11 protein-coding genes are annotated in these 12,882 nt (G+C 55.4%); 6 read left to right on the forward strand and 5 right to left on the reverse strand.

Features of this window, described 5'->3' with window-relative positions:
* Nucleotide 1 precedes the first annotated feature (1 nt).
* Both NCG89_RS08595 and NCG89_RS08600 read left to right on the forward strand, forming a co-directional pair.
* The gene (locus tag NCG89_RS08595; RefSeq protein ID WP_251086115.1) at nt 2-631 is read left to right on the forward strand and encodes a 2Fe-2S iron-sulfur cluster-binding protein; all 630 of its coding nucleotides are present in this window, start codon (nt 2-4) and stop codon (nt 629-631) included.
* Nucleotides 632-809: 178 nt separating this feature from the next.
* Nucleotides 810-2,450 (forward strand): TIGR03545 family protein, encoded by a 1,641-nt coding sequence (locus NCG89_RS08600; RefSeq protein WP_251086116.1) that lies wholly within the window; start codon nt 810-812, stop codon nt 2,448-2,450.
* Between the two features lie 14 nt (nt 2,451-2,464).
* Here NCG89_RS08600 and NCG89_RS08605 read toward each other — a convergent pair whose 3' ends face one another.
* Entirely contained in the window at nt 2,465-2,773 is a 309-nt protein-coding gene (locus NCG89_RS08605; protein ID WP_251086117.1) for a hypothetical protein, read from the reverse strand.
* Between the two features lie 108 nt (nt 2,774-2,881).
* Nucleotides 2,882-3,502: a LysE family translocator gene (locus NCG89_RS08610; RefSeq protein ID WP_251086118.1), complete on the reverse strand. Its 621-nt coding sequence runs from the start codon at nt 3,500-3,502 to the stop codon at nt 2,882-2,884.
* Nucleotides 3,503-3,750: 248 nt separating this feature from the next.
* On the opposite strand from NCG89_RS08610, the gene styC reads away from it, so the two are divergent.
* Nucleotides 3,751-4,227: a styrene-oxide isomerase StyC gene (gene styC, locus NCG89_RS08615; RefSeq protein ID WP_251086119.1), complete on the forward strand. Its 477-nt coding sequence runs from the start codon at nt 3,751-3,753 to the stop codon at nt 4,225-4,227.
* Nucleotides 4,228-4,759: 532 nt separating this feature from the next.
* On the opposite strand, the gene NCG89_RS08620 is transcribed toward styC, so the two are convergent.
* On the reverse strand, nt 4,760-5,881 hold the full coding sequence (locus NCG89_RS08620) for an alkane 1-monooxygenase (RefSeq protein WP_251086120.1): 1,122 nt from the start codon (nt 5,879-5,881) through the stop codon (nt 4,760-4,762).
* A 217-nt stretch (nt 5,882-6,098) separates the two neighbouring features.
* On the opposite strand from NCG89_RS08620, the gene NCG89_RS08625 reads away from it, so the two are divergent.
* Nucleotides 6,099-7,136, forward strand: a complete 1,038-nt coding sequence (locus NCG89_RS08625; protein WP_251086121.1) for an AraC family transcriptional regulator — start codon at nt 6,099-6,101, stop codon at nt 7,134-7,136.
* Between the two features lie 81 nt (nt 7,137-7,217).
* On the opposite strand, the gene NCG89_RS08630 is transcribed toward NCG89_RS08625, so the two are convergent.
* A complete protein-coding gene (locus NCG89_RS08630) occupies nt 7,218-9,800 on the reverse strand; it encodes a TonB-dependent receptor (protein WP_251086122.1) in 2,583 nt (860 codons plus the stop codon).
* A gap of 886 nt (nt 9,801-10,686) precedes the next feature.
* Here NCG89_RS08630 and NCG89_RS08635 point away from each other — a divergent pair.
* A complete protein-coding gene (locus NCG89_RS08635; protein WP_251086123.1) occupies nt 10,687-12,006 on the forward strand; it encodes an OmpP1/FadL family transporter in 1,320 nt (439 codons plus the stop codon).
* Here NCG89_RS08635 and NCG89_RS08640 read toward each other — a convergent pair.
* Nucleotides 11,998-12,321, reverse strand: a complete 324-nt coding sequence (locus tag NCG89_RS08640; RefSeq protein WP_251086124.1) for a tetratricopeptide repeat protein — start codon at nt 12,319-12,321, stop codon at nt 11,998-12,000. The genes NCG89_RS08635 and NCG89_RS08640 overlap by 9 nt on opposite strands.
* A 304-nt stretch (nt 12,322-12,625) precedes the next feature.
* On the opposite strand from NCG89_RS08640, the gene NCG89_RS08645 reads away from it, so the two are divergent.
* Nucleotides 12,626-12,880, forward strand: a complete 255-nt coding sequence (locus NCG89_RS08645) for a hypothetical protein (RefSeq protein WP_251086125.1) — start codon at nt 12,626-12,628, stop codon at nt 12,878-12,880.
* Nucleotides 12,881-12,882: the final 2 nt, after the last annotated feature.

Consider the following 12,882-nt stretch of genomic DNA (forward strand, 5'->3'; position numbering starts at 1 on the left):
CATGGCCGGGCACCGTTTGCAGGTTCAGCAGCCCGGTCTCGACATCATCGTCAGCCCCGATAAATCCCTGCTGCAAAGTTGCACAGAATCAGGGATGAAGCTCAGCCAAAGTTGTCGCAACGGCAACTGCCTGCGCTGCGAAGCCACCTTGGTGGCCGGCCAGGTGACGCTTCGGGACGGCCGCAGGCTGAACGCGCCCGCAAACATTCCCCTGTGCATCAGCTATCCCGCCAGCGACATGGTGCTGGAGAGTCTGCCGCTCAGCCGTCAGGGCAGCTACTGGCATGCCCAACTCACCAGCAAGGGCGACTGGCAATTGGCGGCAGGAAGCCAACCTCCACCCCAGCTCGGCCAGCGAGTGGCCGTATTGCAGGCCACCCGGGTAGATCCGAGCCGGGTTGACCAGATCAGTGGCCGCCATGTCCGCCTCGCACCCCCAGTCACCCTCACAGGCAGTGGCAGTGCTTTTTTGATCGCGCTTTCTGCACCAACCCGCGGCAATCTGGCCTTGTGGCATAAGCGCCACCTCCACCCCCAATGCCTGTGGTCCAACCTGTCGGCCGACACCGGCCAACTGGCATTATCCCTTTGCCGCCGGGCCCAGTGGCCGGGGCAATACTGGCTCGACTGAGCCACGCGCTTTTCCTCGCGAAATGCGGGGCGCCATCGCATTCCTGGCCACCCCATCGCGCTACGCCTTGCGCAGGTGGCTCAAGCCGTTATCCTGTCTGGCTACGGTTGGGTCAGCGCCGCCCCTTTCAGCACCCCGGCGAGCGACCCACGCAAAAACTTTGTCTGGAGATACGCACATGTGGAAATGGATTCTTCGCGGCCTGCTCGCCATCGTTGCACTGGCCGTTGTTGTGGTGGTGTTCGCGCTGGAACCCATCGCCAAATTGATGATTGAGTCCGAAGGCAGCAAACAGGTCGGCGCAAAAGTAGAAGTCGACAGTGTCGATATTCAGTTCTACCCCACTCACCTGGCCATTCACGGACTCGTCGTGGCAAACCCGAAAGAACCCATGCGCAATTTGATCAACAGCGAGCTGGTGTCAGCCGATGTCGACATCAAAGCGCTGCTGAAGAAGCAGGTCATTGCCGATAAAGTCGTGCTTTCCGGCCTGCAGATGTACACCGAACGCAGCACCCCCGGCACACTCGACGGCGCCATGCCACCGCCGGCAGAAGATGAGGCTGGCGGCTTGCCCAGCATCCAGATTCCCAATGCCAGCGCCTTGCTCGCCGAGGAGAAATCCCAGATCCAGGCAGAGGTCGACAGCATTCAAAGCGACCTGAACACCATCCAATCCCGCTGGAAGGAAAAGTCCGCCGACATGCCCGATCAGGCCAAGGTCGACGAATTCAAACAGCGCTGGGAAGCCTTGAAGAAAAAGAATCCCATTGAGCGAATCGCCGGTGCAAAGCAACTCCGGGATGACATCAAAGCAGAGTTGAGCCAGTTCAAAAGCCTCAATAGCGATCTCAAATCCGATCTCGCCCAGGTCGGCGAGCTGACCAGTCGAGCGGCCAACCTGCCTGCCAATCAGGCCGACCGCATGCTGAAAAAATACGGCCTGGACCAGGGCGCAGAGGGGATGCTCAAGTTTCTGCTGGGTGACGAGGTCAATAACTTCGTCCAGCGCGGCCTCACCCTGTACAAGGAAACCGTTGGCGATATGGCCAAATCAGAGCCGGCGCCAGAACCTCAGGGCAGCGGTGAACTGCCAGTGAACATTCTGATTCGTCAGATCTTGATTGACGGCTATCAGGTGATTGGCGGCGAAAAGCTCGCCTATGCCGGTGAAATCAACGATGTTACTGACAAACAGGATTACTGGAACAAGCCCATCACCATGGCCATCAAGGGCGGTATGGAGCAAAAGGCCCAGCTGCTTATCGACGGGGTATTTGACCAGCGAAACGATACCCTGAAGAGCGTCTTCAACATGGGCCTGGAGCAACTCGCCCTGAAAGGCGTTGCCCTGTCAAAAAGCCCGGATTTACCCCTCGAGCTCGACCAGGGCCTGGCCAATATCGCGGCCAAGTTTGCCATCAATGGTGATGACTTGAGTGGCTCGGTGAAAGGACTCGTCAACCAGGCCAAACTACTGGTCGCCAACGCCGCCGAGGGCAACGACACGGCCAAGGCCCTGGCCACCGCCCTTGAAGGTGTGTCGAAACTGGTGATGGACCTGAACGTCAACGGTACCGTGGACGACCCCATTGTGAAGCTGAAGTCGAATCTCGACAGCATTCTGGGTGATGTCCTCGGCGCCAAGCTCAAGTCAGAGCTCGCCTCGGTAAAAAGTGAAGTGCAGCAGAAGATCAAAGCCGACTACGGCGACGATATTGCCGCCCTGAAAGAAAAGCAGAACATTCTCGGTGAGTATCAGCAGTTACTGGGCGACCGGGAGGCGGCCTTCCAGGCCCTGCTCAAGCAGCTCATATAGCCGAGCCTGTTCTGTTAACAGGCTCTATCATCCCGCTCCGAGGGCACAACGGGGCGGGTTTTATGCATCGCCACCTGAACAAACTTCAGGCGGTGGTGCAGTCGGTCTTCAATGCGATTGAGTTGCCGGCTGAATTTTTCGTTACGCTCACGGTAGCCCCGCAAGCGCAGCGCGACCGCATCACTGGTCGATACCAACAATGACAAACCCACACCAATAAAGAGAATACCGATGGGAATCGGTGAAAACAGCAAGATGATGCCGGCCAGCAATACCAGCCAGGCGACGCTCAACAGCAAGTAGTGCCTCACCACTCGTCTCAATTTTCGCTCCCGCCCATGACATTGCCCCTTCGCAATGAGACATTCTAAGGGCTTTTCACCCAACGCCTGTCCGCAAATCCCCTGATAACTTACCTTGAAAAAGTCCGATCAGTGCCGCACCAGCAGATAGCCCCCCGCACCGACCATCCCCAGGCCCGCTGCCCTTTCCAGCGGCCGCTGACGGCCTGACCGAAGCCAGCGCCCAACAAGGTGCCGGGCAGTGGCAGCGTAGGCCAACTTCACACCGCCGACCGCCACCACCGTAACAATGACAATCAGTGAAATCTCAACAGCGCCGATCTGACCAACATCCACTACCGCAGGAAACAGGCTGGCGTAGAAAAGGATGGCCTTAATATCACCCAGCGTCACCAGCAGTCCCGCAGCAACCCCTCCGCAAAAGCCGCTGCCGGATACCCGCGGCGCCGTCGTAACGGGCTGCATCAGTGGTTTGTGCAACAGGCGTAGACCAAGATAGATCAGGTAAATAGCCGCCAGGATTTTTACCCCCACAAACAGACTGCCCAGTAGCTCAGCGATGGCCGCCATGCCTGTTAGCGCAAGCAGCACAAATATCAGGTCGCCAATGACCACACCTAACGCGACCGCTGCACCACCGACAAAACCGCCAGTTGCGGCGCGCAGCACTACCAGCGACACACTGACACTGGGCACAGCCGCCAGGGCGGCCATGACAGCAGTTAAGAGCAACAGCGTTGTCAGAGTCACAAAAGGTCCACCATCTCGATTCCTTGGCTACATAGTGGTGGTGAACAACATGTCAGCACAAGCGAATCTGCGCAAAGTAATGCCAGGCAGCTCATTTTCCCACCCTCATTTCCCCACTCTCATTTCCCACCAGGCATGCTTACGGTTGCTTTCATTCTGCGGTGCTCGGAGAATACCGGAGGCTCACCACCAATAACGTGAGCCGCTAAGACCATAAAAGCAAATGCCATAAAAAAGGGGAATAAAGCATGCTAACAACACAACGGCGAATGATCGGCCACGGGGCGACTATTTTGTTTATCGGGATGCTAGCGGGAGTCGGCTTGTTAGTCAGCCTGGTTGGCGGGCTGGAGATCATTCCCGGCTCTATTATTGAATTCAGTATTCCTGGGAATACCGATGGCTGGGTGCGAACTCACATTGGCAGCATGCTAAACGGCATGTTGATCATCATTGTCGCATTGGTAATTCACTCGATGGGTATTACCGAGGCCACCGCAGGAAAGCTGCGCTGGATGCTGATTGGTACCGGCTACGCCAATACCCTGTTTTATCTCGCCGCGCTGGTTGCCCCCAATCGTGCGCTGACCTTTGGCGACAATCGCCTAGGTGAGACCAACCTTGCCGCCATTATCGGTTTAGCCCCCGCGCTGGTGTTTGCTGTCATTTCGCTGATTGCGATTTTCATTCTGATCAAAGCGGCCTTCTCCTCAACCGAGGCCTGAGCCCTGCCCAGGCCCTCTAAGCCACTGGCCGACCGCAACGCGGTCGACCAGCCTTGGCCAGGGCTTGGCGTGGGAATAGGAGACACATCCTGACCATATTTGCCGCGCAGGTGTTTTGCCCGATGAGTGACACGTTTCACGGGGAATACTACACCCCCACGCATATATACTGCTGCCCGGAATAAAGTGAGCCACGGCTTGCAAGGACTTTACACTGTAGGCGGAAGCAGAATCTGCCGAGGGCGACAGTTGATTTACGAATGCCTGAATATCGTCATACCCGCGTTCGCGAGCATGACGACATAAAAATCATTCCGGACAGCAGCGCGCGCATATGGTGAGAATTGAGGAGCAAATGGCGCCACTAAGCCGGATTGTAGCGCAGGGGCATCGGGCTAGGGGCATTGAGATAGACCCCCGGAAAGGTTACGGGGTAACGCCAAACCTGTTTTCGAAACTTCCAATAAAAAACGCCAGCGTAACGCTGGCGTTTTTTTGTTTACGGCATTGAAGCCTTGATCAGAAGCACATCTTACGCCGCGCCTTGCAGGGGCGTATTCTGATCTTCAGCCGGCTCACCAAACCAGTCTGGCCAGCCTGCCTCCAAGTTCTGCTTCCTAGCCAGCTCCCGCTCTTCAGCACTGGCAAACTTCAGATCCCATTCTTTCAGCGCAGGCATGATAACAAACTTGTGCCAAATCGGCGGAATCAGTGCTGACAGGAAGCATACAAACACGCTGGGCAGCACAATCGCCGACGTATCGGGCTTGAGCCGATAGTAGGGAATATAGGCATCCAGATGATGGTCAGCGTGGTTGGTGATCTCATAGGCGGTCACCCGGCTGAGGGGAGCCAAGTGGTTCCACACGTGACGACGTCCAACCGGCTTGCCGGGCAGGCGCACCTGACCGTAATGCTGGAAGTAGTTGAAGGTTTCAATCCAAATGCGCGCCAACGACGCCCCGGCCACACCACAGATTACCGCAGTGGTACCACCCAGTGCGAACAGGACACCGAGGAATACGACCAATGCGACAACGGCTTTCCACACCCGATGATGAATGCCCCAGCGAGCGTAACCGCGCTTCTCCAGCGCATCACTCTCCAAACGCCAGGCCGTCTTGGTGCTGTGAATGACCGCTGCTGGCGCAAAGGAGTAAAGGGTAGTACCCCGCTTAGCAGTATCGCTGTCCTGCTCGGTGCCCACATCCAGGTGATGACCGACCATATGCGCAATATTGCGAGACGAATCCAAGTAAATAACCTGAGAATAGATCCCAATGAATTGCTGCAACACACCTTGCTTATGATAAAGCTCGTGGGTGGTAGGAACGCCGACGATTACACCCAGCCAAGCAACCGACAGAGTGGCGCCGATCAGCTCGGCAGTGGTCATTCCGCCCTGGCCAATTTTCCAAGCCAGCACAAGATACAGACCCACTGAGAACAGCGCACCCAGCCAAACGGGAATCTCGGCGAGCTGACGATTGCGAATAGACCGCTCTTTTGTGTCTCGGGGCAGAATGGTGTCGAACACCGAAAACAGGATCAGCGTCGAAACACCAAACCAGGCGTAGATTCCGCCAACAACAATCCCGATGGCAGTACACACCTGCACCAGGGGAGAAAAGTAGTAACGTAGATAATCGAACATAATTCAAATCACCTTTAAGTGTTTATTATCCCTGCGAACCCGTCGCAAACTATTATCAGCCCAATAGCATTTCAGGGCTTTACTCCGTGATCACAAACGATTATCCCCTTTTCCCACAACCAAGACAGGTCATTTCTCATCAATAATAAGTCATTTCTTGCCACTAAAGGCTTTTTGGCGGAAACTTTTAGCGCATGCTGAAAGTTCAGGAATCTCAATGACAAAATTTGAGCACAGCCTCGAAATTCCCTCATTGCCCACAACATACTCCCGAATTGCCGCACGCACCCTGGGTCTGCAGGAAAAACAGCTGGACCGCCTGCTGGCGGGTACCGGGGTGCCAGTTTCCGCTCTGTTAAGCGACGACTTTTTGCTTAGCGGGCATCAGCAAATTCAAATTCTGAGCAACGCCCTGGATATCAGTGGCAACCCGGCTTTTGGTCTGTACTTTGGCCAGAAACTGACACCGCCTACCCATGGCCCCCTCGGCTTTCTAGTGCATAGCAGCCCAACGTTAATTGCCGGACTCAACGCCTTTAAAAACTACGTGCCGCTGCGTATGAATCTGACTCAGATCGAAATTAATACCGACAAGGACAGCCTGCGATGCGAGCTTTACGCCGACCCGCGGGTAGGGCAAAAGATATACCGCCTGTGTAATGAGGCGCTATTTCTGACGCTGCTTTCAATCAGTGAGTTTATCTTGGCCCGCCCGTTGACCGATGCGGTACTCAACCTCACCTATCCCGCCCCCAGCTATCACAAGCTGTACGAAGAGGTCTGCCCCTGCAAGGTCAATTTCTCCCAATCCGAGAGCTCCCTGTTAATTCCGATTTCGCTGATGCATACCGCCAACGCGTCAGCCGATCACATTAATTATGAGCACGCGCTCAGCCAGTGTCGCGAACTGCTGGAAGAGTTAAAAACCGAGCAAAGCTCTACCCACAACCGGGTGCGTAAACTACTACTGACCAACCCCAACCATCAAATGCTGGAGTCCGACGTGGCGGCACTGCTGTTTGTCAGCCAACGCACCTTGGCCAGACGCCTCGCTGAAGAGGGGGTAACGTTCCGCCAAGTTAGGGAAGAAGTACTGATCTCGCTGGCGACCGGCTATCTCAGCAACACCACGCTGTCGATCGATGCTATCTCCGGTCTATTGAATTACCACGACAGCTCTAATTTCCGCCGGGCCTTTAAACGCTGGTTCGGTCAGCCCCCGGAGCAATATCGCCGCCTGAAGCAGCCGCTTTGATTGTTTGAGGTGGTTGCGCAATCACGGCGCAAAAAAAAGGCTGACCGCACGCGGTCAGCCAAAGCAAGCCAAGACATGGGCTTAGAAGAAGTACTGCACTTCCACACCGAAGGTGCGCGGCGGTGCAAGCATCCGATAGCCGTTACCGAACAGGTTCTCGATAGAAATACCGAAGGCATAAACCTCTTCGTCAGTCAGGTTTTTCACCCAGAACGCAACACCATAGTCTGCGGTCAGGTAGCTAAGGCGAGCATTGTAGGTCCAGTACTCCCCCTCACCATCGGTGTACTTACCCGTGGCAACGGAAGACACCGCTGAGTCGGAGTAGTCCTCAAAGGCATCATAGTAATACTGACCGGTATAGGCGGCATCACCATGCAGCGTCACCACACCGTTGTTGACCTCAGCAATATCCCAGTCAAAGCTGGCATTGAAGGTGAACTCAGACGCGTAGGGGAAGGGGTTGCCGCCGACATTGGCAGGGTTACCACCAGAAGAGGCGATACAGTTACCAGACTGGAATGCACCGTTAAGGCCACCCGCCGGGCACTTGCCATCATCGTACTCGGTATCCAGCACACCCAAGGAGGCCTTCAATGTCAGCGTGTCAGACGCCACATAGGTGGCATCCATTTCGGCACCGGTGATCTGACCATCCAGAGACACCAGGAAGGCGGTCGCAGTGCCATCGACCACCTGGCCTTGCTGACCAATGTAGTCGTAGTAAAACAACGCGCCATTTAACTGCAAGGTGTTGTCAAACAAAGTGGATTTAAAGCCCACTTCATACGCATCCACCTCTTCAGGCTCCACAAAGTAAACCTGAGCTGCGCTGGAGTACGAAAGACCATTCATCGTTCCGGCGCGATAGCCACGGCTGTAGCTGGCGTAAACCATACCGTCGTCGCTGTAGTGCCAGTCCAGAATGACCCGGCCCGAGATATCATCGGACGAGCCATCCACAGACAGATCATTCGGCATCGGTGCGCCGCCATTCAACTGGTCAGCCGTGGCAACCAGTGTACCGTCTGAACGATATACATCTTCCAGGAAGTAAGGTGCAAAGGCGCCGCCATTGACAAAGTCGGAGACGAAAATCGCCCGCGCGGTGCCTGCGTCATCATAAAACACTGACCGACCTTCGCTGTATTCCAGCGTATCGTCTGAGTAGCGCAGACCCACCGTCAGGTTTACGTCAGGCACCAACTCGTAGTTTGCTTCGCCATACACAGCCCAGGATTCCCGGTCCTGCACATTGTGCTGAGTGCCGGTGATTCCAGTTGGCAGGTCGCCTGCGATAATCAGGCCGCCCGGGTTCCAGTAACTGGTGGGCAGACCAAAGGCCGCATTCACATCCCGGGTGAAATTGAAGAAATTGGGCTTATTGTCGTTGGTAATGCTGTCTTCGCCATAGAAGGCGCCCACAATCAATTTCAGCGGACCGTCCTGGTAGTCAAAGCGCATATCCAGGTTGAAGGCGTCAAACTCTGAGTTGTAACCAATGGTGCACAGGGCCAGCGGCGTACCGTCACAATCGGTGGTCGGATCCTGGTGGTATTCACCTGAGTCATAGCCAGCAACCGCAATAAAGCTCAGGGTGTCACTCAGGCCAATATCCGAGGTAAAAACAATACCCTCTGCCTCAATATTCACTTCACCAACGCTATCAACCTCCACCTCACGGTCGTCAAGGCCGCGCGCCCGCCGACTGTAGGATTCGGGCAGTAAGCCAGGCGCCATCCCGTTCACAGCCTGGAAGTAGGAACCGAGCAAGAAATTGGGGCTAGTGTAATCAATGACATCATTGGATTTGGATTGCCCGGTGGCGATGGGCACCTCGGTACCCCCCTCGCTTTCGCCGGTGTACACCTTCAACATAAAGTCTTTTTCACTGTCCGGGCGGAAGCGGAAGGTGGCCCGCAAGCCTGAGTTCTCGTATCCACCGGGGTCTTTACCACTGTTGAAATTCAGGCCCGAGGCTCCGCCTGCCGCGAAAGTGCTGGGCCCCGCCTCCAGTTTATTTTCAACATAGGGGTCGTGTTCTACCCAGGTGCCTGCCAGGCGCACGCCAAAAACATCTGACACCGGCGTGAATTCAAAAGCGCCGGCAAAGGTACGACGATTGTAGTTACCAATACCCACTGTCAAATTGCCGTTGTTCTCAGCCAGGTCGGGTTTATTGGTGATGAAGTTGATCGCACCGCCGGTCGTATTTCGGCCATACAGCGTGCCCTGGGGTCCACGTACAATTTCAATCTGCTCCATATCATAGAGCTGCTGACCGTGGGACGCCCGGAAGGTCTGATACACCTGGTCAACATACACACCGACTGGCGAAGCCGCGTTGGCGTTGTATTCCGTACCAACACCCACACCGCGAACCGAGAAGTTTGGCTGAGCCTCACCGTAGGCAGAGGAAACCTGCAGGTTAGGCGAAGACCGGTTCAGGTCGGTGGTGGAGAAAATACCACTCTTGGTGAGATCGTCACCCGAGATGGCTGAGATCGCCAGAGGCACGTCATCCATGCTCTCTGCACGCCGAGTAGCCGTAACAACAACCTCTTCCAGCTGTGCCGCATGACTCAAGGTTGATGACAGCGAGCTGACACCGATCAGTCCAACGGGCACAGAAGCAAGCAGTGCGGGTAAGTTTAATTTTTTCATACAATCACCTTGGTTATATTTATCCATCTCACTTAACAGTGCAGCGAGACTGTTATCTATTACACATCTACTTCTCGCTAAATTACATAAAAATCCATCTAACTAAGGGTAATTACTTACCTCAATTTAGCGAAAATCAAAAAATACTCGCCGACTTAACAATCGGATCACTCCATGACCCCCGACACCACAAGTTATCACCCCGGCGCACCAGAGATTCACCAAAGGCACACCCATGCCCAACCGAAAAAAGATAACTCACTGTTAAATCGACTTTTTTATTATTGATTAACCGCTTTTTCACAAAACCAGCACTACCTAAAGCGGCCTACTTCATAATAGACCGCAGCGTGTATTCAGCAAGGACCAATAACAGCTAATATCAGCCAACCCTATTGCACAGAGCCACGAGAAAAGCGCATTAATCTGATCGTTTGTTACCAAAGGTAATCCGCCTACTCAGCGCTACGACACAAAACTTGTTACAAAGCGTAAAAACCAACTTCCAGATTAGCGCCCTTATTAACCCGTCGCGCCATACTAAAGGAGGGTAGTTCCGGGGACCTTTACCGGGGATGGTTCGTGAGCGGGGTTGACGCACAAACGATGGCGACCTCTCGCCACTGCAGAACCCCGAACAGATGATGCCTGGGCAACACATCTCGCCACCGCATCTCGTCTCTGTATATCGACAAGGCGCCTCGCCGCAGGAGCATTGATACCGCGTTATTGGCCCCGGTGGCCGCGCTCCTGCGGTCGCCCCAAGGTGACATCGAAGCTTGCACCGGCGCGCAATCTGCTTCACATTTAGCCGCAAATCGTGTAACTACTTACATTTCGTAAGCGAACATAAAATCAAAACGTATCGAATTGGGAGAGGGGACAAGTGAGATTCTTTGGCACCGGCTTCATGCTGCCGTTCTTACTCATTGCCGGGATTGCTGCCAGCGACGCCCAGGCTGGACTGGGAAGTTACCTGAATGGCGCCGGCGCCAACAACCGTGCCCTCTCCGGCGCGGGCACCGCCTTCGCCGAGGACGGGATGGTAATGGCCATCAATCCGGCAGGCGCCGTTTCTCTACCCCACGACGGCTGGGGTATTGGTAGCATCTTTTTGAGCGCCAGGCAGACTGCGAAGGCTGACGAGGTCGACCTGAACACGGCACCACCGGGGGCATTTCCCTTGGCTCCCGGTTCGCGCGAAGCCGAGCCTGATGTTCCCGCAGAAATCGGGGGAATCTTTCCCGTTCCCTTCGGTGCGATTCACAAACGGGTGGATGATGACACCACCATTGGCCTGGTGGTTTACGGCAACGGCGGCATCAACATCAATTACAAAGCCTTCGACAACCCCAACTGCCCACCGGGCACGCCGGGACAGGGCTACTTCTGCTTTGGTGACACTGGCTCGGATATCGCCCAGGTCTTTATTGCGCCCACCTGGTCGCACCAGGTCAACTCCCGCTTGCGCGTGGGCATCAGCCCGGAACTGATTTATCAGACCATCGAGATCAACGGATTTCAGTTATTCGGCCCCGCCTCTGCCCGCCCCGACAAACTAAGTAATAATGGGCATTCCAACAGCTTCGGCTACGGGATAAAACTGGGCGCAAGCGTCGACATTACCGACTCGCTTTCAGGTGGCATTGCGCTGCAATCTAAGGGCTACATGCAGAAGCATAAGGAGTATGCCGGTCTGCTACCGGAGCAAGGCAACCTGGACATTCCCGCCAACATCCAGTTTGGTTTCGCCTGGCAGGCCAGCAAGAAGCTCACGGTATTGGTCGACTACCAGCGTATTTATTTTTCCAACGTCGGCGCCTTTGGCAATCCCGGGAATGCCGCCGGCCGTTACGGCGATGACAATGGCCCCGGTTTTGGCTGGGATGACCTGACCGCGATCAAAGCAGGAATTCACTACCAGGCCAGCGATTCTTTGACCCTCCGACTGGGCTATACCGACGTGCTGCAAGAGCCCCTGCGCCGCAGCGAAGTCGTCACCAATTTGCTGTCCACCGCCGTGTTTGATCAGCGCTACAACGCCGGCCTGTCTTGGAAACTCAACAACACCACCAGCGTTGATATCGCCCTGAACATTGTGCCCAAGCAGACCATCACCGGGGAAAATCCGCGCTTCCCCGGGCAGAAGGTTACCCTGAGCAATGAAATTTACAGCATCGATATCGGCTGGCGGCGACTATTCTGAGGGGAACTGTTTATCGAGTCGCCGCAGAAAGACCCCGATCTCCTTTTCGGCTTGTCGGTCACCTCGGCGCTGACTGACGGCCAGCCCACGCTGCCAATCTTGTCGCGCCCCCTGAATATCACCCGCTGCCAAACGGGCCTTGCCCAGCAGTTTCCAGGCGGCGGTGTAGTCGGCATCTAATTCCAGGCATTTCAGCAAGTGGGAAATGGCGTCGGCAACCTGATCGGCATCCAAATAGGCCTGGGCCAGCCCCATGCGCAACAGGCTGCTGTCCTGCCCCTTGGCGAGCATCGCCTCAAGCTTTTCGATATTCATGGACTCTCCCCTTTTCGCTTGCGTTTTTTACATTCCGAGGCGAAATAGCGGCAGTGGGTCATTGTCTGCTAAATGCGACGTCGTTACTTGCGCGAGGCCCGGCCAGTTACTATTCTTCTTCGAACCGACCAGCCGGCCCACTGCAAACCGACCGGCGCGCTCGGTGATTCTTCTAGTGAACTAAGACCACACGATGCACAAAAACCACTGTTTTTTGGCACTTGCCTGCTGTGCTCTCTCCGGCGTTGCGACAGCCGCACCCTCGGCCATGGGCTGCCTCTCTGTAAGCAATGAAGGGAACGCCATGTTATGGCGAAATCTGTGCGCGCACCCGATTCGGGTCGCCTATTGTTCGCCAAATCCCCAGGCATTAGACCGTCGCTGTGGCGAGGGCTTGCAACCCGACAATCCGTTTTATACCCACGAGTTTGAAATCGCCGCTGAAGGTGTGCAGGCTCGCTACCACCACCAGATCATGCGCTACGACTACGCCGTTTGCCCGGCAAGCCCCGGCGTGCGGATTACCAGCACAGAAGGCGGCGGCTTTCTTTGCGAGTGACC

The sequence above is a fragment of the Spongiibacter taiwanensis genome (assembly GCF_023702635.1).
GTDB lineage: Bacteria > Pseudomonadota > Gammaproteobacteria > Pseudomonadales > Spongiibacteraceae > Spongiibacter > Spongiibacter taiwanensis.

Bases quoted from the DNA above. Each gene is read 5' to 3' on its own strand.
- NCG89_RS08595 (WP_251086115.1), top strand. From the start codon at position 2: ATGGCCGGGCACCGTTTGCAGGTTCAGCAGCCCGGTCTCGACATCATC.
- NCG89_RS08600 (WP_251086116.1), top strand. From the start codon at position 810: ATGTGGAAATGGATTCTTCGCGGCCTGCTCGCCATCGTTGCACTGGCC.
- styC (WP_251086119.1), top strand. From the start codon at position 3,751: ATGCTAACAACACAACGGCGAATGATCGGCCACGGGGCGACTATTTTG.
- NCG89_RS08620 (WP_251086120.1), bottom strand. From the start codon at position 5,881: ATGTTCGATTATCTACGTTACTACTTTTCTCCCCTGGTGCAGGTGTGT.
- NCG89_RS08625 (WP_251086121.1), top strand. From the start codon at position 6,099: ATGACAAAATTTGAGCACAGCCTCGAAATTCCCTCATTGCCCACAACA.
- NCG89_RS08630 (WP_251086122.1), bottom strand. From the start codon at position 9,800: ATGAAAAAATTAAACTTACCCGCACTGCTTGCTTCTGTGCCCGTTGGA.
- NCG89_RS08640 (WP_251086124.1), bottom strand. From the start codon at position 12,321: ATGAATATCGAAAAGCTTGAGGCGATGCTCGCCAAGGGGCAGGACAGC.
- NCG89_RS08645 (WP_251086125.1), top strand. From the start codon at position 12,626: ATGTTATGGCGAAATCTGTGCGCGCACCCGATTCGGGTCGCCTATTGT.